The sequence below is a fragment of the Pseudomonas lalkuanensis genome (assembly GCF_008807375.1).
Classification (GTDB): domain Bacteria; phylum Pseudomonadota; class Gammaproteobacteria; order Pseudomonadales; family Pseudomonadaceae; genus Metapseudomonas; species Metapseudomonas lalkuanensis.
In genome coordinates this window covers 4349212-4373335 of the sequence record NZ_CP043311.1, presented here as the reverse complement: position 1 = coordinate 4373335, position 24124 = coordinate 4349212, and the positions used below count along the sequence as shown (strand labels likewise).

General features: G+C 56.6%; 21 protein-coding genes and 1 pseudogene. 12 read left to right on the top strand and 10 right to left on the bottom strand.

Annotation, left to right across the window (positions count from 1 at the left end; genetic code table 11):
- Nucleotides 1-32: 32 nt before the first annotated feature.
- The 3 genes from FXN65_RS20325 to FXN65_RS20315 all read left to right on the top strand — a co-directional run bounded on the left by FXN65_RS20325 (nucleotide 33) and on the right by FXN65_RS20315 (nucleotide 3537).
- A complete protein-coding gene (locus FXN65_RS20325) occupies nucleotides 33-1499 on the top strand; it encodes an NAD-dependent succinate-semialdehyde dehydrogenase (protein ID WP_151138901.1) in 1467 nt (488 codons plus the stop codon).
- 23 nt (nucleotides 1500-1522) lie between these two features.
- Nucleotides 1523-2602: a tartrate dehydrogenase gene (locus FXN65_RS20320; protein WP_151135781.1), complete on the top strand. Its 1080-nt coding sequence runs from the start codon at nucleotides 1523-1525 to the stop codon at nucleotides 2600-2602.
- 104 nt (nucleotides 2603-2706) lie between these two features.
- Nucleotides 2707-3537 (top strand): substrate-binding periplasmic protein, encoded by an 831-nt coding sequence (locus FXN65_RS20315; RefSeq protein WP_151135779.1) that lies wholly within the window; start codon nucleotides 2707-2709, stop codon nucleotides 3535-3537.
- Nucleotides 3538-3628: 91 nt separating this feature from the next.
- On the opposite strand, the pseudogene FXN65_RS20310 reads toward FXN65_RS20315, so the two are convergent.
- Nucleotides 3629-3805: pseudogene (locus tag FXN65_RS20310) on the bottom strand (TonB-dependent receptor); the annotation flags it as partial.
- A gap of 137 nt (nucleotides 3806-3942) precedes the next feature.
- A complete protein-coding gene (locus tag FXN65_RS20305; RefSeq protein ID WP_151138899.1) occupies nucleotides 3943-4869 on the bottom strand; it encodes a 2-hydroxyacid dehydrogenase in 927 nt (308 codons plus the stop codon).
- A 270-nt stretch (nucleotides 4870-5139) separates the two neighbouring features.
- Between FXN65_RS20305 and gabT the strand changes: the two genes are divergently transcribed.
- The 3 genes from gabT to FXN65_RS20290 all read left to right on the top strand — a co-directional run bounded on the left by gabT (nucleotide 5140) and on the right by FXN65_RS20290 (nucleotide 7716).
- Nucleotides 5140-6435, top strand: coding sequence for a 4-aminobutyrate--2-oxoglutarate transaminase (gene gabT, locus FXN65_RS20300; protein WP_151135777.1), 1296 nt, complete (start codon nucleotides 5140-5142; stop codon nucleotides 6433-6435).
- A 94-nt stretch (nucleotides 6436-6529) separates the two neighbouring features.
- Entirely contained in the window at nucleotides 6530-7183 is a 654-nt protein-coding gene (locus tag FXN65_RS20295; protein ID WP_151135775.1) for an HAD family hydrolase, read from the top strand.
- Between the two features lie 41 nt (nucleotides 7184-7224).
- Nucleotides 7225-7716 carry an Lrp/AsnC family transcriptional regulator gene (locus FXN65_RS20290; protein ID WP_151135773.1) on the top strand — a complete coding sequence of 164 codons (492 nt, stop codon included), beginning with the start codon at nucleotides 7225-7227 and terminating at the stop codon, nucleotides 7714-7716.
- Between the two features lie 28 nt (nucleotides 7717-7744).
- Here FXN65_RS20290 and FXN65_RS20285 read toward each other — a convergent pair whose 3' ends face one another.
- A complete protein-coding gene (locus tag FXN65_RS20285; protein WP_151135771.1) occupies nucleotides 7745-8566 on the bottom strand; it encodes a substrate-binding periplasmic protein in 822 nt (273 codons plus the stop codon).
- Between the two features lie 1032 nt (nucleotides 8567-9598).
- Between FXN65_RS20285 and FXN65_RS20280 the strand changes: the two genes are divergently transcribed.
- Nucleotides 9599-10546, top strand: coding sequence for a hypothetical protein (locus FXN65_RS20280; RefSeq protein WP_151135768.1), 948 nt, complete (start codon nucleotides 9599-9601; stop codon nucleotides 10544-10546).
- 297 nt (nucleotides 10547-10843) lie between these two features.
- Here the strand turns inward: FXN65_RS20280 and FXN65_RS20275 are convergent, their stop codons facing one another.
- Together FXN65_RS20275 and FXN65_RS28615 are read right to left on the bottom strand one after the other, a co-directional pair.
- Nucleotides 10844-11200 carry a histone-like nucleoid-structuring protein, MvaT/MvaU family gene (locus tag FXN65_RS20275; RefSeq protein ID WP_151135766.1) on the bottom strand — a complete coding sequence of 119 codons (357 nt, stop codon included), beginning with the start codon at nucleotides 11198-11200 and terminating at the stop codon, nucleotides 10844-10846.
- Between the two features lie 118 nt (nucleotides 11201-11318).
- Complete coding sequence (locus tag FXN65_RS28615) at nucleotides 11319-11594, bottom strand: DUF7740 domain-containing protein (RefSeq protein WP_449288519.1); 276 nt, start codon at nucleotides 11592-11594, stop codon at nucleotides 11319-11321.
- A gap of 156 nt (nucleotides 11595-11750) precedes the next feature.
- Here FXN65_RS28615 and FXN65_RS28585 point away from each other — a divergent pair, with 156 nt between their 5' ends.
- Nucleotides 11751-12284, top strand: coding sequence for a lecithin retinol acyltransferase family protein (locus tag FXN65_RS28585; RefSeq protein WP_394351254.1), 534 nt, complete (start codon nucleotides 11751-11753; stop codon nucleotides 12282-12284).
- A gap of 150 nt (nucleotides 12285-12434) precedes the next feature.
- Here the strand turns inward: FXN65_RS28585 and ribB are convergent, their stop codons facing one another.
- From ribB to FXN65_RS20240, 5 genes are all read right to left on the bottom strand, one after another.
- On the bottom strand, nucleotides 12435-13091 hold the full coding sequence (gene ribB / locus FXN65_RS20260; protein WP_151135760.1) for a 3,4-dihydroxy-2-butanone-4-phosphate synthase: 657 nt from the start codon (nucleotides 13089-13091) through the stop codon (nucleotides 12435-12437).
- Nucleotides 13092-13150: 59 nt separating this feature from the next.
- Entirely contained in the window at nucleotides 13151-14494 is a 1344-nt protein-coding gene (locus tag FXN65_RS20255; RefSeq protein WP_151135758.1) for an MFS transporter, read from the bottom strand.
- A 98-nt stretch (nucleotides 14495-14592) separates the two neighbouring features.
- Nucleotides 14593-15537, bottom strand: a complete 945-nt coding sequence (locus FXN65_RS20250; RefSeq protein WP_151135756.1) for a D-2-hydroxyacid dehydrogenase — start codon at nucleotides 15535-15537, stop codon at nucleotides 14593-14595.
- 284 nt (nucleotides 15538-15821) lie between these two features.
- Nucleotides 15822-17813, bottom strand: coding sequence for a sigma-54-dependent Fis family transcriptional regulator (locus FXN65_RS20245; protein WP_151135754.1), 1992 nt, complete (start codon nucleotides 17811-17813; stop codon nucleotides 15822-15824).
- Nucleotides 17814-18176: 363 nt separating this feature from the next.
- Complete coding sequence (locus tag FXN65_RS20240) at nucleotides 18177-19337, bottom strand: ABC transporter substrate-binding protein (protein ID WP_244620689.1); 1161 nt, start codon at nucleotides 19335-19337, stop codon at nucleotides 18177-18179.
- 598 nt (nucleotides 19338-19935) lie between these two features.
- On the opposite strand from FXN65_RS20240, the gene FXN65_RS20235 reads away from it, so the two are divergent.
- The 4 genes from FXN65_RS20235 to FXN65_RS20220 all read left to right on the top strand — a co-directional run bounded on the left by FXN65_RS20235 (nucleotide 19936) and on the right by FXN65_RS20220 (nucleotide 24109).
- On the top strand, nucleotides 19936-21042 hold the full coding sequence (locus tag FXN65_RS20235) for an LLM class flavin-dependent oxidoreductase (RefSeq protein ID WP_151135752.1): 1107 nt from the start codon (nucleotides 19936-19938) through the stop codon (nucleotides 21040-21042).
- A 280-nt stretch (nucleotides 21043-21322) separates the two neighbouring features.
- A complete protein-coding gene (locus FXN65_RS20230) occupies nucleotides 21323-22225 on the top strand; it encodes an ABC transporter permease (RefSeq protein ID WP_151135750.1) in 903 nt (300 codons plus the stop codon).
- Nucleotides 22222-23091 (top strand): ABC transporter permease, encoded by an 870-nt coding sequence (locus FXN65_RS20225; RefSeq protein WP_244620688.1) that lies wholly within the window; start codon nucleotides 22222-22224, stop codon nucleotides 23089-23091. The genes FXN65_RS20230 and FXN65_RS20225 overlap by 4 nt, the downstream gene beginning before the upstream one ends.
- Nucleotides 23024-24109, top strand: a complete 1086-nt coding sequence (locus FXN65_RS20220) for an ABC transporter ATP-binding protein (RefSeq protein ID WP_151135748.1) — start codon at nucleotides 23024-23026, stop codon at nucleotides 24107-24109. Before FXN65_RS20225 ends, FXN65_RS20220 begins: the two co-directional genes overlap by 68 nt.
- The last annotated feature ends 15 nt before the right edge of the window (nucleotides 24110-24124 follow it).

Genomic DNA, 24124 nt, shown 5'->3' with positions numbered 1-24124 from the left:
GACTGAAGTCTGTCTCGGAACAGGACTCGACCATGTTGAAGAATCGTCTGAAAGATCCCAGCCTGTTGGTGGAACGTGCCTATATCGATGGCCAGTGGGTGAGCGCCGATAATGGCGACACGCTCGATGTCGTCAACCCTGCCAACGGCGAGTGTCTCGCCCGGATTCCAGCTCTGCAGGGCAGCGAAACTCGCCGCGCCATCGAAGCGGCCGAACGTGCCTGGCCTGCCTGGCGAGCACGGCCCGCTGCGCTGCGTGCTGCGCTGCTCGAGCGCTGGTATGAGGCCATGCTCGACAATCTCGACGATCTGGCACTGATCATGACCTGCGAGCAAGGCAAGCCGCTTGCTGAAGCCCAGGGCGAGATTCGGTACGGCGCCAGTTTCGTCAAATGGTTCGCCGAGGAGGCTCGCCGGGTGTATGGCGAAACCATTCCCGCGCCTAGTGGCGATCGTCGCCTGCTTACCCTGAAGCAGCCGGTCGGTGTGTGCGCGGCCATCACGCCGTGGAACTTCCCCAATGCGATGATCACCCGCAAGTGCGCGCCAGCCCTGGCAGCCGGCTGTCCTATGGTGGTCAAGCCCTCCGATCTGACTCCGCTGTCGGCGCTGGCGCTGGCAGTGCTGGCCGAGCGCGTTGGCATCCCGGCTGGCGTCTTCAACGTGGTCACCGGCATGCCGGCGGGCATCGGTGAGGAGCTGACCAGCAATCCGACCGTGCGCAAGATTTCCTTCACCGGTTCGACTGCCGTTGGCAGCTTGCTGATGCGCCAGAGCGCCAATCAGATCAAGCGCCTCAGCCTCGAGCTGGGCGGCAATGCGCCCTTCATCGTATTCGACGATGCAGACCTCGAACAGGCGGTCGCCGGGGTGATGCAGAGCAAGTTCCGCAACGCCGGGCAAACTTGCGTCTGCGCCAATCGAATCCTGGTGCAGGACGGTATTTATGAGCGCTTCGCTGCGCGCTTGGTGGAGGAGGTGGGCAAGCTCCGTGTCGGCGATGGAATGGAGTCCGCTACCACCATTGGTCCGCTGATCAATGCCGCGGCTGTGAGCAAGGTCGCCCGACATGTTGACGATGCCCTGAGTAAAGGAGCCCGTCTGCTCTGTGGTGGCGTGCCTGAGGACGATAGCCAATTCGTCAAGCCGACGGTGCTCGGCGAAGCTCGCGCCGACATGCTGCTGGCGAACGAGGAAACCTTCGGGCCAGTCGCGCCACTGATGCGCTTCAGAACTGAAGCAGAGGCCCTGGCTATCGCCAACGCGACTCCTTACGGCCTCGGCGCCTACTTCTTCACTCAGGACCTGCGTCGATCCTGGCGTTTCGGTGAGGCGCTGGAGTTCGGCATGGTCGGTCTGAATACCGGATTGATCTCGATGGAGGTAGCGCCGTTCGGTGGCGTCAAGCAGTCGGGTCTGGGTCGCGAGGGCTCCAAGTACGGGCTGGACGAATATCTGGAAATCAAGGCTTTCCATATCGGTGGGCTGCTGGGCGCCTGAGTCGACATCTAGGGGACTGAAGCATGAGCAAGACATACAGAATCGCCGCGATCGCCGGCGATGGCATCGGCAAGGAAGTGCTGCCCGAGGGGCTGCGCGTGCTGGAGCAGGCTGCGCGCAAGTGGGATCTGAATCTGAGCATCGAAGTGCTCGAATGGGCCAACTGCGATTACTACCTGGAGCACGGGCAGATGATGCCCGACGACTGGTTCGAGCAACTCAAGGGCTTCGACGCCATCTACTTCGGTGCCGTAGGGTGGCCGGACAAGGTACCCGATCACATCTCGCTGTGGGGCTCGCTGCTCAAGTTCCGCCGCGACTTCGACCAGTACGTGAACATCCGTCCTGTACGCCTGTTCCCGGGTGTGCCGTGTCCGCTGGCCGGTCGCGAAGCGGGCGACATCGACTTCGTGGTGATCCGCGAGAACACCGAGGGTGAATATTCCTCGGTGGGCGGCAAGATGTTCGAAGGCACCGAGCATGAGTTCGTGCTGCAGGAGTCAGTGTTCACGCGCCGTGGTGTGGACCGGATTCTCAAGTTCGCTTTCGACCTGGCGCAGACCCGACCGCGCAAGCAGTTAACCTCGGCGACCAAGTCCAACGGTATCTCGATCAGCATGCCGTACTGGGATGAACGCACCGAGCGGATGGCTGAGCAGTACCCTGAAGTGAGTTGGGACAAGCAGCACATCGACATTCTCTGTGCGCGTTTCGTGTTGCAGCCCGATCGCTTCGACGTGGTGGTGGCCTCGAACCTTTTCGGTGACATTCTCTCGGATCTTGGCCCGGCCTGCGCCGGCACCATCGGCATCGCGCCGTCGGCGAACCTGGATCCGGAACGGCGTTTCCCCTCGCTGTTCGAGCCGGTGCACGGTTCGGCGCCGGACATCTACGGACGCAACATCGCCAACCCCATTGCGATGATCTGGTCCGGGGCGCTGATGCTGGACTTCCTCGGGAATGGCGACGAGCGTTACCGGGCTGCCCACGACGGAATCCTCAGGGCTATCGAACGGGTCATCGCCGAAGGGCCGATCACCCCCGATCTTGGTGGGCAAGGTTCGACCCAGGATGTCGGTGCCGCAATCGTATCGGCGCTCTGAAATCCCTGTCTGATTAGCTAGTTTGTAACCCTCTTAGCCCGTTCACACTGCGGGCTTTTTTTTGCGTGAGATTCGGCTGGGCCGTGCCGTTCGAGGGACTGGATATGCGTAAGTTGTTGGTCGGGATGCTGGCGTGCTGGCTGAATGCTGGTAGCTGGGCGAGCCCGCCCATCGAGGTGACCATTCTCTGTGACGCCGGCTACCCGCCTTACAGCTATGCCGAGGGCTACCAGGCCAAGGGGCTCTACCACGATATTCTGCGGGCGGCCTTCGCCCGCATGCCCGAGTATCGCGTACAGATTCGCCCCTTGCCCTGGGCGCGCGCCCTCAGGGAATTGTCCAAGGGCCGGGCCTTTGCCCTGTATCCGCCGTACTACCGGCCTAGCGAGCGGCCGTGGATGGACTATTCGCGGCCCATACTGCAGGAAAAGCTGGTGGTCTTCTTGCGGGCCGAGGTCGCCCGGAAACTTTCGGACGAGCAGTTTCCGCAAGCCTACGGCGGCCTGCGCATCGGCCAGAACAGGGGCTTCATCAATGTCCTCAATCGGGATTACCAGCGCATGCTTACCAGTGGCGAGTTGCATCAGGTCTACGTCAAGGACAACCGAACAAGCCTGGCCATGCTTTATCGCGGTCGCCTGGATGCGTACATCAACGACCGCCGTGCAGTGCTCTGGGAGCTGGAGCAAATGCACAGCGACGGCGTATTCGGGCAGTACGGTCTTGACTGGTTGATCGAGGGCCCTTGGCTTTCCGGTGAGACTGGGCATCTTGGTTATACCCGCACCAACCCGCAGGCCTATCCGTACAAGCAAGATTTCAGGAAGCGTCTCGACGCTGTCCTGACCGATCTCGAGCGGGAGGGCGTTATCTATCGCATCGTCACTGGTTATGATGCGATCTATCCAATTCAGCTGCAGGCTGGCGGCATTTAGCTGCTCAGTTGGAAGGCGCTCGGATGACTCGTGCTTCCGCCGAGGCCAGGCGACTGCGCCTGGCCGTGCTTGAGCGAGCCGACCGTGTCGGTCAGAAGGTGTAGGCGATGCCAAACTGAACGGTGCACGGTGCGCCGGGGTACGCATAGAAATTGAACGCCCCTTCCTCGTACTCCTCGTTAAACAGATTCTTCACATCCAGGTTCAGTCGGACATCTTCATTGAGCTTGTAGAAGCTCAGCAGGTCGACCACGCCATAGCCTTGCATGTTGTAAGCGTTTGGCGGTGTACGGCCGTCGTGGCTTATGTAATCACCCAATGACGTTCTTGCCGAGGCGTAGCCCGCCTCGGCTTACGTCACAACGGGATGCACTCGCCTGGGGGGTAAGTTGTTCAAGCTGGGAGCTAGTAGCCCTGCTTGCGGTCGATCTGCCCGAGCATGGGTTCGCCGCGCTGATGACGACGGATATTCTCCAGCAGCACAGAAAAGGCGCTTTCCGGTTGGGTCATCGCAGCGATATGCGGGGTCAGCAGAATCTTCGGGTGCTGCCAGAACGGATGATCTGGCCCGGCAGGCTCCTGCTGCAGTACATCGAGCACCGCGGCGCTGAGTTGACCGCTATCCAGGGCTTCGAGCAGGTCCTCCTCTACCAGATGGCCACCGCGCCCCATGTTGATCAGCGCGGCGCCTTTGGGCAGCTGTTGGAACAGTTCGCGGTCGAGAATCCCCTGGGTCTGCTCAGTCAGCGGCAGGGCGCAGAGTAGGATGTCGCACTGGCCGAGGAAGACCGGCAGTTGATCGGGGCCAGCGAAGCAGTCGACGCCGGGGATGTGATGCAGGCTGCGAGCCCAACCGGACAGGGCGAATCCATAGGGCCTTAAGGTGGTGAGTATTTGTCGTGCCTGCAAACCAAGGCCCAGCACCCCGACCCGACGCTGGTGTGCCGGCACCAACCGGTGCGCCTGCCAGCATTTCTCGGCCTGTTGCTGACGGTAGCGCAGCATGTCTCGATGTAGCCCGAGCACGGCGAAACTGGCGTATTCGCACATGCCCTTGGTGATGCCTGGGTCGAGCAGACGAACCACAGGCAAGGACTGTGGCAGGCGGCCCAGGTCGAGTTGATCGACACCAGCTGATAGGGCGAAAAGCACCTGCAGATTCGGTAGCAATGAGTCGAGATTTTCCGGCGCCTGCCAGGCCGCTAGGTAACGGACGTCATGCGGGTCGCCGATATCCGGCCAGGCACGCCATTCAATATCCGGCGCCTGTTCAGCGAACAGCGCTTGCCATCTTTCGCCGCGCACCGGGTCAGCTTTGTAGAGCAGTGCCATGGGCATTTCTCCTGTATGCGAAGGCATCCAGTGTGCCGCAGCGTCAGAGCAGTAAATGTCGAAATGGCCTCGCTGAACGCAGCATGCCGAGTTGTCTCGGGCCGAATCCGGCAGATTCCATGCCGTGGCCGATTCTGCCGTTTGCCGGGAGGAAAACAGTTGATCCGAATCTCTCGGCGGCCAAGTTCGGCTTAGAACTTTGCCGCGAAGGCTTAACCTCATCAGCATCGCAGCCGCCTCCCGGTTGCTCGGCTCACTATGGGAGATGCCATGAACAGCAAATGCGAAGAAACCCCTTATCTGCTCCAACAGCGTGATCGGTTCGTGCCGCGTGGCCTGGTCACCGCCCATCCGCTGGTCATCGATCGAGCTCAGGGGGCGGAGTTGTGGGATGTTGACGGCAAGCGCTACCTCGACTTCGTCGGCGGTATCGGTGTGATGAACATCGGCCACAACCACCCGCAAGTGGTCGCAGCGGTACAGACGCAGTTGGAGAAGATTACCCATGCCTGCTTCCAGGTGGTGGCCTATCAGCCCTATCTCGACCTAGTACAGCGTCTATGTGAGCTGGTCGGCGGGTCCAGCGGCATTGCGCACAAGGCGGCGCTGTTCACCTCCGGTGCGGAGGCCGTGGAGAACGCGGTGAAAATCGCTCGCGCCCATACCAAGCGCCCCGCGGTGATCTCCTTCCGTGGTGGCTTCCATGGTCGCACCCTGCTCGGAACAACCCTCACCGGCATGAGCCAGCCCTACAAGCAGAACTTCGGCATGGCGCCCGAGGTTTTCCACACCCCCTACCCAAATGCCTATCGCGGCTTCACCAGCGAGTTGGCGCTGAACGCCCTCAACGATCTGTTCGCCACGCAAGTCGCGCCGGAGCGCGTCGCGGCGATCATCATTGAGCCGGTGCAGGGCGACGGCGGTTTTCTCACCGCGCCGCCGGAATTCCTCCAGGCGTTGCGGGCGCTCACCGAGCAGCACGGCATCGTCCTGATCCTCGACGAAGTTCAAGCTGGCTTCGGCCGCACCGGTACATGGTTCGGCTTCCAGCATGCCGGCATCCAACCTGACCTGGTCACCGTGGCCAAGAGTCTGGCCGCCGGTATGCCAATCTCGGGTGTGGTCGGCAGGGCGGAGATCATGGACGCGCCGACCCCAGGTGGCCTCGGCGGCACCTATGGCGGCAACGCTCTGGCTTGCGCCGCGGCCTTGGCGGTGATCGAGACCTACGAGCGCGAACAATTGCTTGCTCGTGGCGACCAGCTAGGCGAGCGCCTGCGTCAGGGACTGCTGCGCCTCCAGGCGCGTTATCCGCAAATTGGCGACGTACGCGGATCCGGCTTCATGCTGGCAATCGAGCTGGTCAAGGACGACGCGGCCCGCAGCCCCGACCCCGAGATCAATCAGAAAATCATCGATGAGGCCCGTAACGGCGGGCTGCTGGTGATCAAGTGCGGCGTGTACCGTAACGTGCTGCGCTTCCTCGCGCCTCTGGTCACCGAGGAGGCTCAGATCGATGAAGCGCTGGATATCCTCGAGACGGCGCTGGAGCGTGTTCTGAACTAAGCCCCAGCCTCGGTCGATGCGGGCAATGTGGCATCGACCGAGGCAACCAGGGAGTTCCTACTCATGAAACGCAGCGAGGGAGGCTTGATTGGCCATGGAACTGACTGACTATCGTGCACTGCTGGTCGACTGCGACGAGGTTCTGGTCGATCGAGATTCCGGCATCTGGGTGGCTTTGCAGCCATTGCTCGAGAATCACCCGGGCTCACTGAGCAAGGAGGAGGTACTGGCCGAGTTCAAACAAGTTGCCCAGTCGCTTTATCCACGCTTCGGCGAACTCGGCTTCGGCGGCCTGCTGTGCTTCGCGCACCGTCAGTTAGCGCAGCGCCTGGGGCTCGAAAGCAGCTGGGAGGAGGACATGACGTTTGCTCGCTCGGCTGGCGACTGGTCGCTGTTCGAGGACGCGCCCGGCGCGATGCTGTACCTGCGTAAGTTCTATCGGCTGCTAGTGTACGGCGATCGCGATAATGCCGACCGCGAAGCGCTCTGCGAGCGCCTGGGGATCCCCCCCGAGGATCTCTTGTCTTGGTCCAATCCGCTGTTGGATCCCGCCTGGCTATCAGCCAATGACTTGGAACCCAAAGATATCCTGCTGGTTTCCGCCCCGTCAGCTAACACGCCAGCGTCGGTTGACCTTTGTCTTATCCGTCGCGGCGAGACTGAGTACGCCCCACCGGCGAATGCGGACTTTTGCGCTAGCAGCATGGCCGACTTGGTGGCGCAACATCAACTGTCGTTGCGTCGTTGAATTTGCTAGAAAGATCTTATCGGTTACTCGAGAGGTAGGCGATGGAAGGTATAGTCAAGCTGGACCGGATCGACATCAACATCCTGGTTGAATTGCAAAAAGACGGCCGCATTACCAACGTCAGCCTGGCGGATGCAGTAGGGCTCTCAGCCAGCCCATGCTTGCAACGGGTCAAGCGGCTTGAGGCGGCGGGTTATATCTCTGGCTACAGTGCTCACCTGAATCTGGCCAAGATTACCGAGTCAGTAACGGTGTTCACCGAGATAACCTTGAGCGACCATAAGCGCGAAGACTTTGCGAAATTCGAGTCCAATATTCGACTGGTCGATGAGGTACTAGAGTGTCATTTGATCAGCGGTGGCTACGACTATCTGGCACGTTTCATGACCCGCAGTATTCAGCACTATCAGGAGGTTATGGAGGGCTTGCTAGACAAGAACATCGGCATATCCAAATACTTCAGCTATATCGTTATCAAATCGCCAGTGCTGAAGGATGGCGTACCGCTGCGCAAACTGCTGAGCCAGCAGTAATCGACCGACATCGGCTCGCGCGAATCTTTCAGTCCGTATAGCGTTGGATGATTCGGTCAACCTCCCCAGCGCGGCGCATCGCGTCGAGCGCCGTATCCAGTTGTGTGGCGAAATCCTCCTTGAAAGGGAAGCGGCCCTGGTCGCGATTGGTGTAGCCGACGTGTGCGGTGTCCTTGTTCAGAATCGGTCCTTCCACGATGCGCCCGTCCCTGGCCTCGTCGTAATCTCCGCTGCGCTTAAGCTCGGCTAATCCACTGAGAGTGGATATGCGGTCAAAGGCGAAACAGTCGATCCGTCCGCGCAGCATCTTGAGCAGGTTGGAGCGTGTTCCAGGAGCCTCCTCGACTTTGATCAGCTTGTTCGACTCCGCCTGCCAGAACGCTGTGCCTGCTGAGAGCGAGCCTAAGTTGACGCCGAAGCGCAGTCCCTGGAAATCTTCAGGCCAGAGCTGGCGTGGGCGCTCAGCAAATACCGAGTGGCGGCAGAACACCGCCACCTGTTCTTCCAGAAGTGGTGTCGAATAGCGGCCAATGAACGGCCGCTCCTGCGGCCGGAAAAAGGGCGGCACCACAGCCAGTGCTCGCCCAGCCTCGACCTCGGCCAATGCACGTCGCCATCGCGTGGGTTGTAGGCTCAAGCGGTAGCCGCGCAGCTGCGACTCAGCCGCACGAAGGATGTCCGGGTATATACCGGTGGCCGTTCCATCGGCTGCCCGGTAGGCATAAGGCGGGTAGTTCTCGTCGACCAACAAGGTTACCAGAGTTTCGCCCGGGGTGGAGAAAGGTGCCGCGCTCAGCAACGCCCCTATCCACCAGACCTTGGGTAGCCGGTGGTATAGGTAGTTGAACATCGCTTCCCCTCCGAGAACCGAATATTTTGCCCCGATGGAAAAGGCTTAACCATAATGCGGGGCCGTTGTTACGAAACTTGTGGACATCTGGCTTCCAGCATTCCACGTGCCTTTAGCTTCCTGTGCTGCTCAGTAAGTCTAGATGAAGCTTGTCTGGGCCAAGGAGAGTCTTTCGGGGCCGAATTCTCCCCCCTCGATTTCAACGACCGCTGAGAACCGGATAACCCGTCTTATGCTTGAGGTGCTGCTGAAGTCTCCGGGTATGAGAAAGAGGGCATGTAGGAGTTGTCTACGAAACTAGGGGCGATTCACACCCTTGACTGCCAGTAACCAGAAAGAGGACGGATTTACATTCTCGCAGATGTCTAAAAGCTAAGGGCCGATTCAAGCTGCTCGACGAAAGCCCCGAAGTTGGGGCTTCTGAGGCGTGACCATGCCGGCGATTAACTACCGAATGCCTACACCTTGACTACGCAATGCTAGCCCGCTTGCTGGTTGACAGTTGTAAGGGGCTGGGCTAATTACAAATCAGGATTTAACAACGCAAGCGATAAAGGAAATCGACCATGAGTATCAAGCCTGGCCCTAAAAGAACAAACGAAGATGGTACTCCGGACAAGAGGCAGAGAGTCACGCCCGAAAAGCAAAAGGATCATCCAGACCTGAAACCCCATAAGCATAAAAAGGGGGAGTAGGATCGAAAAGCAGCTCCCGAGAGCTGCTTTTTATTTGTGTACAAATTGACCTGTCCGTCATCACCGTCACGATGATTAATCGCGCCGTGTAGTGAACGAAAGAGACAGGGGATTAGGGGCAGCGCCTTATCCAAATGACAGCCTGACAGTCGATGGCAACGATCGCCACTCGGTTGGTTTCACCATCTCGAACTAAATGCCCTGAATCCGAACCGAAAGATGAACTCGGGGCTGGGCCGATCAAGCCGGCGCAGCTTGCGTCCACCTTTTGCTCAGTACCCATTTCAGCTGATAACTACTCGAAGCACTTATCACCGACTCGTAGTGAAAAATCCGCATGGAAGCGATCGCCGACAAAATCCGCCATTACCGACAAACGTTTCGTCCGCCGGTCTTCTACGCGCTCAACTCGTTGGCACTCTGGCTGTCCATCGGACTGGCGATGCTTATCCTGGGGCTTTTGTTCTTCGACCTGTACCTGCGCATTGCCACGAACACATATCTGTTGGGCAAGGTCGATCAGGCATGGCTAATCGTGTACGAGGTGCCCATGCTGTTCGGCCTGATGCAGGTCTATTTCCAAGGCGCCGAGCGTCGGTATCGCTTGCTTTATCCAACCGCAAGACGCATCCACTTCAGGACGCCGTATGCCATCTTGGCGAAAGAAAAGCACGCCTACCTCCGTACTACCTTCGCTCTCAACGGAGACCTGCGTGCACTGGCCAAGCACCTCATTGAAGAATGGGAATGGCGACGTGAGATCAAGACCCGTGCCCAGGAGCCCCTGTCCCGCCTTGCTACAGGTTTCTTTAAACTACCGTCACCGAGTAACTTCGCCGCGTACATGACAGGCCTCGTGGCGGTCTTGGCCGGTATCGTCATCGCTACATTATCTGGTGAGGCGCTCTTTGCCGATCTAGAGCAGTTCCTGATTGATACTTGGCATCTGATCGTTCAGCTGTGGCTCGCTATCGTGCTGCCATTCGCGGTTTGTGTGCTGCCGGCCGCGGTAGTTCTCGTTTGGATCAAGCAGATCGGTGAAACGCTCCTGGAGTGCGTGAACGATCAGTTCCTCAGCCATACCGCGTTCTACCGTTTCATCTCGGAAGTGCTTGAACTGCACGATAGGGGGGAACGTCTGCTGATGCGCAAGACGCGGGCATGGGCCTATTGGACGGTCCGACTAACCATAGCTCCGCTTGAAGACATTCCGCGTATATGGCGGTGTATCAAACGTGCCAAGGCCATAGCGCAGCGTAGTGGTAGGGTACGAGTACATGAATAAGTTTCGGTCCGCACAGTAGCCGCGTGCCCATGGTCTCGACGAGATCTTCGCACCCTTTATGCAACCGGCGGTCACAGGTTGAGGCCCTTGCTGCGCAAGGTGAAGAACCAGCGACAGCTGATCCTAGCGACGCACAATGCCAACCTTCGGGTAAACGCCGATACCGACCTCGTGTATGCCCTGGAGGTCGTGAAAGCCTACGATAGAGTCACGTGGCGAAGCTATGCGGGGCGCGGAGCAAACTAACTCAAACTAGGATCGTAAGGTCGGGCGTGGCCGACCTTACGCCGAGCAGCTTTACTGGATCCAAGACTTTACTGCTGCGGCACCATATTTAGCCTTCCAAGCGTTCAGCACCTTGTTGTTGCCGCCTTTTGTCTCGACGACTTCATTGGTGTGCGGATTCTGGTAGACCTTGACGGTGCGTTCGCGCCGTTGGACTTTTTGAGCAGGCAGCGGAGTGCGCGTGCGACCTGGATCAAGGATATTGATTACTGTCTTTAGCCCCAGGCCATATTCATCCAGCAGCGCTTTAAGTTTGGACTCAAACTCAATTTCTCGCTTGAGCTCCGTATCATTTTTGAGGTTGTCCAGCGCAGCGAGTTGCTCTGCCAGCTGTGCTTCCAGGCGTTTAAATTCAGCCAGTTTGCTCATTGGTTTCTCCTTAGCGTGATGAAAATAAGCTCCGCAGTTGACCGATAACGTCTGCAACTACTCTGACGGTTGCCATTGCAAACGATTAGCGTGCCAGGATCGCACCTGTTCAATGCTATCAGTCCAAATTCTCGGCTATGTACCTAACCAGCTTGAGTGGTTCGGCGCTGTCGATGATGGAGAACATCAAATCTCGCTTGCTGCGAGGAAGACGCTGGGCGCAGCGTTTTGCTGTGGCTTTGATAGCCTTGTCCGAGCAGTGAATCTGCGCGGTGAGCAAGAGGGCAATGGTGGCGTCCAATAGAGTCAAACTGCGGTGCCTTGTGTCAGTTAGCAAGCCAGTATTCGCCAACTCGTTGGGCTGTTCAAGCCGTCCAGTGAGTAGCGAGAGCATCGCTTTATAGCTGTGACTCAGGGGTTCTCTAGCTTCTCTGACGTTACAGTTGTCGCGTGGTGGCTATGGTGCTAAACCCCTTTGTTTTATCGCCATGTAGCCCTTTGCTGATGTCGCAGCTTTTCTCCGACGCTATCGGAAGTTTTGGCGTGCTACATGCAGGGAACACCCAGCCATCTCATCAAAAGTTCAGGTTATTCGGATGGCGGGAGGTCAGGCATGGGCGGCTTTCGGACACGGCTCAGTGCAGCGGAAATAGTGCACTGCTTTGATATGGTGCCGTGGCCAGTGGGGACTCATCTGGTGTCCGAACGGACAGGCTACCTCCACCATGGAATCTATGTGGGAAACGGCAGGGTGATCCATTACGCCGGCCTTTGTGAGTCCTTGCGGTATGGCCCCGTTGAAGAGGTTTCACTGAGCAGGTTTGCCGGACCTAATGATGTCTGGAGCATTGAAGACTGCGACTCTGAGTATCGCGCGCAGGATGTAGTTGCCAGAGCACGGAGCAGAATCGGTGAGTGCCGCTACAGACTGCTGACGAACAATTGCGAACATTTCTGCAACTGGTGCCTGTATGGCAAAGCATGGAGTGATCAGGTACGTCGATTTTGGAGCAATCCCATTTTTGCGACGAGACTGATACGTTTCGTCGTTCCAGCGTTGCTCGGTTGCGTATGGGGCAGATAGCTGCAGCTCCAACCTGTATTACGGTTCATGTCCCGTGAACTGAGAGCCGAGAGATTCAGGAGGAGAGGGGGAGCAGGCTGAATCGCCTGGTGAGGTAGTTGGAAGAGTCATGGGTGCCCTGGCTACCGCGCAAGGCACCCAAGCAACCAATCAAGCAATCGCTTCCAGCAAGCTTTCTTCCTTGAGACTGCGGTACCGGGCGATTTCATCGATCGTCAGGATCGGGAGGTCGTAGCGCTTCGCGTATTCCCGGATCTGCTCACCCTTGGCCATCGTTCCATCCGGGTTCATCAGTTCGCAGATGACCGCAGCCGGGCGCTGTCCAGCGAGGATGGCGATATCTACGGCTCCCTCGGTATGACCACGTCTGACCAGGACCCCGCCGTCTCGAGCGCACAGCGGGAAGACATGCCCGGGGCTAACAATCCGAACAATGTCAGGCGTGGAGTTCAGTGCCGCTTGGATAGTCGTGACTCGATCCGCAGACGAAACGCCAGTCGATACGCCCTCTGCAGCCTCAATGGTCACCGTGAAGGCGGTCGAATGGCGGGACTTGTTTACGGGCACCATCGGCTTGAGGCGCAGCATTTCAACTGTCTGCTCATCCAGGCACAGGCACACGATACCGCTGCCATCACGAATCATCATCGTCATGGTTTCCACCGAAAGGTTTTCTGCGGCGGCCACGATGTCGCATTCGTCTTCGCGATCATCGTCGTCCATGAGCAGAACGGGTTTGCCACAGCGATAGGCTGCGATAGCAGCGGCCAAACGGGGAAAATCATTGAAGTTGTTGTGATGGTTCATAACGCACACCTTGATGTTGACTGGAGAGGCCCCGCCGGAGAGGCCTGTCCTGGAGAGCCTCATTGGCCGGCAAAGTTGCTGTGGCAAACGGTGTTGCCTTTAGACTTTTTTCTGACAACGAGCCTGTGATCGACGAAGAAGTAGAGAGCAAGTACCAGCGGAAGCACAGCGAATAGCTCAAACGATTTCACGGCTGCATAGGCGTTGACTTTCAGCCACTCCGCCGAGTCCGGAACCAGCGCCTTAAATGCCTCGGCGCCGCCCGCGGCTTCAATCTTGAAACCGTCATAAAGTCCGCCAACCCAAGGCACGAATACGTAGCCTGAGGCCATGCCAGCAGCGCAAAGCATGCCGATGCCAAGGGCGCCGGTATTTGGGTAGCGTTCGGATGCAACGGCCAGCATGTTGGGCCAGAGGAGGGATCCACCAACACCGAGAAGAGCCGCGGCGAGGAGCGTCTGGACTGTGCTGTGTGAATGCGCCAGGCCAATCAAGGCCAATGAGATGGCGAGGCAAGCGAAGATCAGGATGGTAACCGCATGCACTTTCTTCAAGACATATTCGGCAATGCTGCGCGCGAAAAAGTAGGCAATAGCCACATAGATCAGAAGCCAAGTTCCCTTGATTCCAGATGTCTGGCCAACAACGATATCCAGCCAGTTCTGAGGCACGACCTCACAGGCCAAGGCCAGGAACATCACCCCTACAAGGACAAAGATGCCGGGCTTTAGCGCAACCTCTTTCCACATCCCCTTGAAGCTGACGCCGTTCGTGACCCGTTCGGTCGGCGGGAACTGAACGAAGAACATCATGATCAGCGCGATCGTTGCAGGCACGAAGGCCAGGGCAAACATGTAGTCCCAGCCGAACTCGTACTTTTCCAGAGTGATGGAGAGCAGGCCGGCAAGAATCCAGCCGAGCGGCCAACTGGTGTGCAGGCGGTTCAGCTTGGCTGCCTTGTCGTGCGGATAGAGGGAAGGTACGACCGGGTTGACTACTGATTCGATGCAACCCCAGCCGATACCGTGCAGAAGAGCACCAGTCCAAAGCACCTGATAAGCGCTTTCCGAGCCAGGAACGGCGGTGATCATGACTGCTATGCCTGCGTTGAAGATCAGCAGGCCGACAAACAGGACTCGCTTGATGTTCAGTGCGTCGATGAACGGAGGGAGCAGGGAGTTGCAGATGGCGAACCCAAGGTAGGTGATCCCCATGATGCTTCCAACCATCGCGGCGGATGTCAGGGGCGAGGTGGTATCAAAGAACACGGCCTTGAGCGTCCCAGACAGGCAAAGCTTGAGCATCATGGCGAAGCCTGCCGCGAACAATGCTATCCAGCAGACGACGAAGGCCCGCGCGATCATCGACGGGGTTGGTGCAATGACCGTTGTCTTGCTAATCATGGAGCTTTCTCTCTTGTTCTCGTTCTACGGGTGAAACTGACGATCAAAGCCGTGGGGGCCTCGTCTCGTATAAGTCTGGGCTATTGCCTAAAAATTGCTCAGTAACCGGCGTTGAAGTCGACCAGGCCATCAAGCTTCTCTCCACTCTGGAAGCGAGACAGGTTGTCCAGGAACATCTGAACCATCAGCTCAGGAATCTCTGGACCGGCGACATGGGGAGTGACCTCGATGTTTTTCGTGTTCCAGAACTGGTGGGTCTGGGGAAGAGGCTCTTTGCGAAAGACGTCCAGCACCGCGCCGGAAAGCTGACCAGACTCCACGGCTACGATCAGGTCGTGATCAACCACTGAAGTGCCGCGACCGATGTTGATGAAGAACGCCCCGCGCTTCACATTTTCAAAAAGAGCTGCCGAGTACACGTCTCTGGTGCACGGCGTATCGGGAAGGACGTTGATGATGTAGTCGGCCGATGCCACCGCCTGAGGAAGTTCACTAAGGGTATACACATGTTCGAAAGGCGGGATCGGTCGCTGATGGTTGGCCACACCCACTAACCGGCCGCCGAATGGTTGAATGAATCGGGCAATTTCTGTACCGATGCTGCCAGCGCCTACGATAAGCACGTTCTTCCCTCGAAGGGTCCCCGGCTTGCTTGGCGACCAATGGAATCTGCTTTGCTCGTCCCTGCGGTATTGCAGTTGCTGCTCGTTGGCCAACAGGTAAGACAGCACGTACTCCGCCATGACCTGGCCGTACACACCAACAGCTCGGGTCAGGAGATAGTCTTTGGGCAGGTCGCTCGGCATCAGCCTGTTGATTCCCGCCCAAGTGAGCTGCAGCCATTCCGGCTTGAAACCCTTCTGCAGAAGGACTGCCGCAATGTTCGGCTCGCCAAACCAGATCTTGCATTGCAGGAGTTTGGAAGAGGGCACGGTGGCATGCTCTTCAACTGGCACTGGCTCAATCCAAGGCGCTTGCGATTTCAGCAGCGAGGCGTAGTCGTAAGCGCGACTGTTCAGTACGAGGACTTTCGTACGCTGCATCTTTCCAGTCTCCAATAGCTATGGTGGGCGAGGGTTGGAGATAGATGAGCAAGAGGTGTGCCATCGTATTTTTTCACTTAAGCCACTGATATTGCTAGGTTTGATTGTGCTTTGTGTGAGGGCGTATCAGGGTTGAGATGATAAAGATCAGATTTGAAACCACTTGGCGCGGTAGCAACGAGTTGGGATAAACGGACACGAGGGCGGGGCTGAAAATGAGCAGGGGGCAGCAGAAGTTGCCTCTGCTGCCCCCCATCGGATGACAAAGTGTTGGACGGTTGCGTCTAGCTCTTGATGCCGTATTTCTTCAGCTTACGGTAGAGCGTTGCACGACTCATTCCGAGGGTTTTCGCCGCCTCCTCGACGTTGCCATCATTGGCTGCCATCGCTTCCGCAATGACCTTTCCTTCTGCCTCCGCGACCGCCATTTTGGCGGCGACAGAGGGTGACTCAAATCGATCAGAAGCCTCTTCGTAAGCACTTGGGCTCGGGAGTCGCAGCCTGTCCGTTGGCGGCGTTGATTCGTGGCGCTGGAATGGCAGCGAGATGTCCTTGGCGTCGATCACGCCGTCATCACAGAGCAGACTGGCGCGGTGTAGCACGTGCTTCATCTCTCGGACGTTGCCCGGCCAAGAGTAAGACAGCAACATTTCCTCGGCTGCCTTGGTCAGCTGGACTGCGTCGGATTTACGGCACAGATCGGCCAGCAAGGCTTTGATAATGAAGTCCTTGTCTTCCCGTTGGCGCAGGGGGGGCAGGTTCACAATTACGCCCGCCAGCCGGAAGAACAGGTCCTCGCGGAAGGAACCCTCTGCCACCTTGTCGTGCAAACGTTGGTTCGTCGCAGCAATAACCTGCAAATCGACATGTCGGGGTTTGCCAGAACCGAGCGGAGAGACTTCTCCCGACTCAAGCACGCGGAGTAGCCTGGTTTGCAGTACCAACGGCATGTCGCCAATTTCATCCAGGAACAGCGTGCCGCCATGAGCCTCTACCAGGCGGCCCTGGTTGCCTTCCCTGTTGGCGCCAGTGAAGGCACCTTTGCCATAGCCGAACAGTTCGCTGTCGATCAAGGATTCAGGAACGGCGGCGCAGTTGAAGGCAACGAAGGGGCCATCCCGTCGATCACTTTCCTGGTGGATAGCTTTCGCCAGCGTGTCTTTACCAACGCCGGTTTCGCCGAGCAGCATGATCGGCAGACCCTTGTTCATTATCTTCCGTACGAGTCGGACATTTTCCTTCATCTGCCTGTCATTACCCGCACACGCGTCCAGGGCGGTGGGCTTATCTGTCCGTGAGACGACGGGCTCGCCCCGATCAGGAATGTACAGATTCGGCCGGCCATTACGCTCATGGCGGCGCGCATCAAAGCGGATGATCGAAACTACTTCTCCCGAGTCCAACATCCTGACTTGGTCGGAGCTACGCAGCTGATCTATCGCGGCGCCCGACTTGTGCAGGTCGAAGATCTCCCAAATAAACCGTCGCCCCATATCCATTTGGCTCAGAGCAAAGCGTTTGCGCATCGCCATGCTAGCGCCACGAATCACCCCTAGTTCGTCGTAGGCAATCAGGAATGCTTGCGTGCTGACATTCCGAAAACGAAGAGACATGAAATCCTGGAAATGCTCGAGAAACAGCCGCTCCTCCAGCTGGACCGAACTCTGGCAGGCAAGTTTGTAGACGATATGGTGCGCATTGATGTCCAGGTACGGGTTGCAGGTGGTGAGGTTGAGGACACCTTGCAGATTTCCCATAGCGTCATAGAAGGGCGCCGCGACACAGGCCTGCGCTGCGAAGTCGTAATAGAAATGATCGTCTTTGAACACCGCTACTGGTCGCTGTTCGATAATCGATGTGCCAATACCGTTGGTCCCGCCGATCTCCTCAAGCCATATGCTGCCTAGCCTATCGCTCTCGCAGTAGTACTCTTGGGATGGCTTGACGCTCTCTGCAATGATCACCCCTTGCGAGTTTGCCAGGCTGGCTGAGTAGCCTACTTCGTTCACCATGGACATGAGGCTGTTGAGCTCTTCCAGGGCGTAGGAAAATATCCGGTGTCCGAACTCGTCCTGGAGTTGGCGCAGTTGGTTCTCGCCAACCTGGGGAATGGTGGCTCTACTCTTGGGGTCTAATTGGTGCTGTTCAACACAGCGGCGCCAGGATTCTTGATGGCTGTCTCGAACGATTAGGCCTTTGGAAGCGGAGGGGGCGACATCGGACGCAGGCTGTTCGACGCCGGCCAGAATGCGTGAGTTGTGCTCGTGAATATTCATAGAGTCCCATCCTGCAGCCAATCGAAAACAGCAGTACACCCTTGCTCAGGCAAGGAGCTTGCCAATTCCCTTTGATCGAAACGTTTGAGAGACCAGCGGCGGTGCTGGAGAGGCCGCTCTAGTAATGGGGATTTCAGAGGGCGCTGTCTCAGTGTTCTCGGCGCTGACCTATCCGCTGATGCTTTCGTAGTTACCAAGGACTAAAAGCTTGTCTTAAAGAGACAGCCTAGTCCTTGGATGGTGCCCATCCAACCCTTTTGTACTGGGCATTTTAAGCCTTGTGAAGACTCCGGTTCCGCTCGGAACCGGAGTCTCATGCAAAGCACGCAGCTGGGATTCAGCTTGCGCCGACGAAGGTGATGATTAGAAGCCTGCCCGGAACGACGACCATGCCTGGAGCCAGTCATCGTAAGTTGCGTATTGTTCCGAGGTACGGGGAGGCTGCCCCTTCAGCGGGGATTGCTTCAGGAAGCTGTCGACGTTGTCATAGTCGAACAGTGCGCGCACGGATGGTTCCATCAGCGGTACGGCGCGCCGGTTCACGACTGCGGAGCTGACGGCTTTGCTCATTTTGGCCTGTACCTGCGGATCCAGCGCCTGGTTGATGAACTCGAGCGCAGTATCGATGTTTTCCGCCGATGCGGGGATGAACCACGCGTCCGCCCAGACTGCCCCACCTTCTTTGGGGAATACGTACTTGGTGTCGACTCCCTGCTTTGCCGTTTCCAGCGTGGCTGCAGTCCAGGTGCAGAAGCATGCCGAAATTTCTTTCGCGACGAAGAGCGATACCACGTCACCGTTGCTGCCGGCGAACGTGCGGCATTGCTCGCGATACGGCTGCATAAGTTCGAATATTTCCTGAAGCTCGTCGGCGGTGACGTTGGGGAATTTGTCTCCGAAGCCGGTGATTCGGGCGACCAGAGGCCAGACGGTCAAAGGGTTGTCGAGGAAGGTAAGCTTGCCCTTGAATTCGGGGCGGAGAAGGTCCTTGAAGCTTTCGACGGGCTCAGTGGTCGATTTGGGGTCGTACACGATGGTGTCGACGCCCCAGGTCCACGGAATGGCGAACCGTTGTCCATCCCAGTACCACATCTCGCCGTCGTAGAAGTTGGTGTAGATGTCCGCTTTGTTGTAGTTCGGGATGCGGGACGTATCGATCGGCCTCAGCTGGTTCAGTTGCTTGTACAGCTCGTTGTAGCCGTTGGAGTACTCAGCCAGATCAAGGCGTACGCCCCCGCCCATAAGCTTGGCGGTCACATCATCCTGGTTGCTCATGATGCTGGCGTTGACGTTGATTCCGTTCTGCTTGATCCAATCCGTGGCTTCGCCCTGCAGCGTGTAGCCTTCCCAAGCCATGATGTCCAGCCGTCCACCCACTGCCGCTTCGGCGTTGGGAATCCAGCGACCCAGGGTAGCACCGGCAGCAGCAGCTGCGGCCCCCAGCATTAATTTCCGACGCCCGATGGGCGTATTCAAAAGATTCTGAATGGACGATTCGCGCGAAAAGCTTTGATCTTTTGACATTCAAGTCACCCGCATTCTGTGAATCAATATTGTTTAAATTGGCAGATTCAATCTGGGGAAACGCTTTCTTGGATCTTCTCTGGTGACTGCCGTTAGGTAAGCGCAGTACCAAGGCGGGCGAGGCAATTTCAATGCCAGTTGTTAAAAGGCAGTGATTCTGCTGGGTGGCGTCCAATAGTTTGGTGAGAATTTCTCAGGCCTGACCTAGAAATCTCACTCTCGCGAAAAAATCTCATCTTTGATATGGGGAGGGGTGATATTAGTTGCTGGTGGAGAGGTTTGATGGAAAGCACTCTTTATCTGCTTGTCTGGCGTCATCGCAGGGATGAAAAACTTTTCATCGCGAAGCTGAGAAACTCGTGAGACGAGAATGATCGTATAAAATAAAATCCTTAAAAAACAGATAGATAGAATGTTTCAAGGTCTTGGCATCCTCCTTGCTATTCCGGAAGTGCATCTAGCGATTTTGGAACCAGTGAAGCTGCTGGCCGATGAGCCCTAGCGGTACCCAGGTCCCTCTTCGTGTTATGCGTGGCTATTCACTGGTTTTGCCAGAAGCTCGGGCAGACACCAGCCGGTAAACAATAAAGGAGTCACTATGAAACTCGGTCTTTTCATGATGCCGCTGCATGATCCGCGGCGTAATTACACCGAAATGCTGCATCAGGATCGGCAAGCCGTTATTCTTGCCGATGAACTCGGTTACTCCGAAGTTTGGGTTGGCGAGCATTACAGCTGCAGTTCGGAGCCGATTGCCAACCCGCTGCAGTTCTTCGCATCCCTGATCGATCAGACCAAGAACATCAAGTTCGCCACCGGCGTGATCAACCTGCCGCAACATCACCCGGCCGCTGTCGCGGGTGACGTCGCTCAGTTCGACCATCTGTCCAAGGGCCGTTTCATCATGGGCGTTGGCCCGGGTGGCCTGGTTTCCGACATGGAGCTTTTCGGCACTCAGGAAATGAACCGTGCTGAGATGACCGTCGAGTCCGTCGAGATCATCCACAAGATCTGGGCTTCGGATCCGCCCTACCGTATTCAGGGCAAATACTGGAACGTGGTCCTCGAGAAGAACCTGATTCCGTCGCTTGGTTTCGGGCCAATGCTCAAGCCTTACCAGCAGCCTCATCCGCCTCTGGCTATCTCGGTCATGAGTCCGCACTCCAGTAGTGCCCGCCAGGCTGCCGAGCGTGGCTGGAGCATCGTGAGTGCGAACTTCATTCCGCCGGTGTACGCCAAGTCCCACTGGGAGCAGTACCTGATCGGTTGCGAGAACGCCGGCCGCCGCGCGGATCCTGAGCAATGGCGTGTAGCTCGCTCCATCCTGGTGACCGACACCGATGGCGAGGCTGCCGACTACCTGGCCAACCCGAGCTCGAGCTACGGCTGGTACTACGACTACATCATCGAGGACATGGCTGCATTCAACATGCAGAAGATCCTCAAGCCGAGCCCGGATATTCCTGACAGCGAAGTGACTCGCGAGAAATGCCTGGAATGGATGGTCATGTCGGGCTCGCCGAAAACCGTGCTGGATAAGCTGGTTGCGTTCGTGGATTACGTCGGCGCTCCGTTCGGCACTCTTCTCGCCACCCAGAAGGATTGGGAGCAGCCCAAGATCCACCAGCGCTCCATGCAGCTCCTGGCTCAGGAAGTTATGCCGAAGCTGAAGGACTACTGCGCTTCCCTGAAGCAGCCGTCCTAAGTGGTACGGCATGGGCCTTACCGGAAAGAGGCCCATGCCGGTTATCTGCAAAAAAGAACTCCTTACTAAACAAGAAAAGGACGCCCCCAAGTTTTTTGCGTCTGACATAGGAGAAACCTTGCATGTTCATGATTAATTCAGTTCCCATAATCTGCCCTTCACTTCTGATGCGATTGTGCTTCGCCACCGTTGATTCGGAAGTTTCCTGCGACTGCCAAAAATGAAGTTGCTGCCCTAGTTGGGGCGGTTGGCTATGGCTTTAACGTGGAAGGGGTGCTCTATGCGACTCAGTATTACCCAGCGCCAGAGGTTGTTGGGAGGCTATCTGGCCTCTCCGTCCATGGCGTTCATGCTGTTCTTCTTCATATTGCCCTGCATACTGCTGATTCTTTGCAGTTTCTGGACCGCCAAGTCCTTTGTCATCGATCCGACATTCAATATAAACAATTACACCAGGACGCTAGGTGCCGAGGGGTTCTGGAAGACCAGTCTGACTGGATTTCAAAATGGTCTTTGGACGGCGGTTGCCTCGGTTGTACTAAGTTTTCCCGCTGCCTACTACATCGTCTATAAAACGGCTAATAACAATGCGCTCTACCTGATTCTCTTGTCGTGGTTTTCAAGCTATCTGGTGAGAGTGTATGCCTGGCGAACAATCCTGGGCACTAATGGCCTGATCAATACCAGCCTAATGCAGATGGGGATTATCAGCGAGCCTATCGATTTCATCCTGTTCAGTCCATTTGCGTCTGTTCTAACACTTGTTCATATCATGTTTCCATTTGCACTTCTGCTCTTGGTCTCGGCGTTGCGCGATGTGAAAACGGATTACATCGATGCCGCGCGAGACTTGGGGGCATCTGGAGTCAGGGTGTTCACAAAGGTCATCATTCCCATGTCATACAAGGGGATTGTCTCGGCCTTTATGTTCACATTCATCCTGGCTGCGGGCGACTATATAACCCCACAACTTCTTGGCGGGCGGGATGGTGTCACCAGTGGACTGCTCATCGCCAACCAGTTTCGAAGTGCAGGAAACTGGCCCTTGGGTGCAGCTATGGCATTCATCACGCTGTTTCTCTTTGGTGGGGTGTATCTGATCTTTACTCAGATGCTCAGTGTTCTCCGACTTGCTCCTGGCCGTCGTTACCATGATCTTGATCAGGGGAGTAAAGAGAAATGATGCTGCGAGCATATCTTTGGTTATATCTGGCGTTTCTGTATGCGCCGATCTTCATCATTGCCCTGTTCAGTTTTCATAGCGTGCCTTCACTGGTGTTTCCGTTTGAAGGTTTCAGTCTCCGCTGGTACGAACAGATCTTCAGTAATCCCACATTCACTACTTCGCTCTGGAACAGCATCATCGTCGCCACAGCCGCTTCGATTGGCACAACTGTTCTCGGCGCGACAGTGGCGCTTGCCATGATCAGGATCAAGGGGCGAGCAAAGGCAGCCATCGCTGCGATCTGCTCCGTTCCAATCGGCCTGCCAGGGCTATTCCTCGGAATCTCCCTGATCATCTGGTTCGCCCAGGTTGGCATTGGGCGCTCTCTGGTCAGTGTGACCATTGCGCACATCCTGTATGCGTTGCCGTTCTTCGTGGCAACCATGCGTTCGCGTATTGAGTACTTCGACCAGTCTCTGGAAGAGGCTGCTCGAGATCTTGGTGCCACAACCTGGCAGTCGTTCCGCCTAGTGACCTTGCCCATATTGAGGCCCAGCATTTTGGGGGCCTCTGTACTCGTCTTCGCACTCTCGTTTGACGAGTTGATCATCACCGTATTTGTCAGTGGAAATGACACCACTTTGCCGATGATGGTCTGGTCAATGATGCGTCGGACGGTTGACCCGACTATTAACGCTGCCTCGATGGTCGCGTTCGCTCTTTCTCTTGTCGTCATCATGCTGGGAGGCCTGATTTATTGGCTTCAGCGTCGCGCAGCAATCAAGTCCAGAAAGTCTATTTCGAGGGTCGAAGAAGATGAGCAAGTACATCGTGGAACTGAACAGCGTTCGGAAAACGTTCGGCCCATTCACGGCTTTGAATGACGTCAATCTTAAGATCGAGAAAGGGGAGATTCTGACCCTGCTGGGACCGAGTGGTTGTGGTAAGACGACTTTGATGCGGATCATCGCCGGATTTGAAGAACCCACCAAAGGTGAACTTCTTATCGGTGGTGTGGATGCGACGCATCTTCCGCCGGAGCGTCGAAGTGTCAACATGGTCTTCCAGCGGTATGCGCTGTTTCCACACCTGGATGTGTTCGATAACGTTGCATTCGGCCTCCGCTTGAGAAATATGCCCGAAAAGGAAGTGAAGTCCAAGGTTCTGGCCATGCTTCATCTTGTTCAACTTGACTCCATGGCCAATCGCTGGATCAACGAACTGAGCGGCGGGCAGTCGCAGAGGGTTGCACTTGCGCGGGCGTTGGTGAACCACCCCGATGTATTACTTCTCGATGAGCCTTTGGCGGCACTTGATCTGAAGATTCGCCATCACATGCTCAAAGAGTTGCGTCGTATTCATGATGAAACCGGTACGACTTTTGTTTATGTCACTCACGATCAGGACGAGGCAATGATTCTTTCTGATCGAGTAGTGCTAATGAATAGAGGGCAGATCGAGCAGTTGGGGTCGCCACAGGATTTGTACGGCGCACCGGAAACTCTATTTTGTGCGAAGTTCTTTGGTGAGACGAATATTTTGGAGGGGCAGGTGACTGGTGTTAACGGTGGTGTAGCCGATATCCAGTCGTCTTCGATTCTAGTCAAGGGCATTGCAAGAAAGGTCAAAGAGGGCGAATCAGTCTCCCTCTCAATTCGCCCGGAGTCGGTGAATATTAGCGAGGTTTTGGATGGCAATGTTCATGGAGACGTGAACTCCATCGTTGGGACCCTTGAAGATGTCACGTTCATAGGAAGCCGTGTTGTCTATCAGGTAAGAACTGGCAATGCCAGCACTATAAATTGCCAGGAAACCCGTCCGGTTTCTGGTGTCCGTCATAAACCCGGTGAGCAAGTTCGTTTGAGCTGGTCGCCTGAAGCTGTAGTGGTACTCAACCAATGACTATAAATGAAGCGC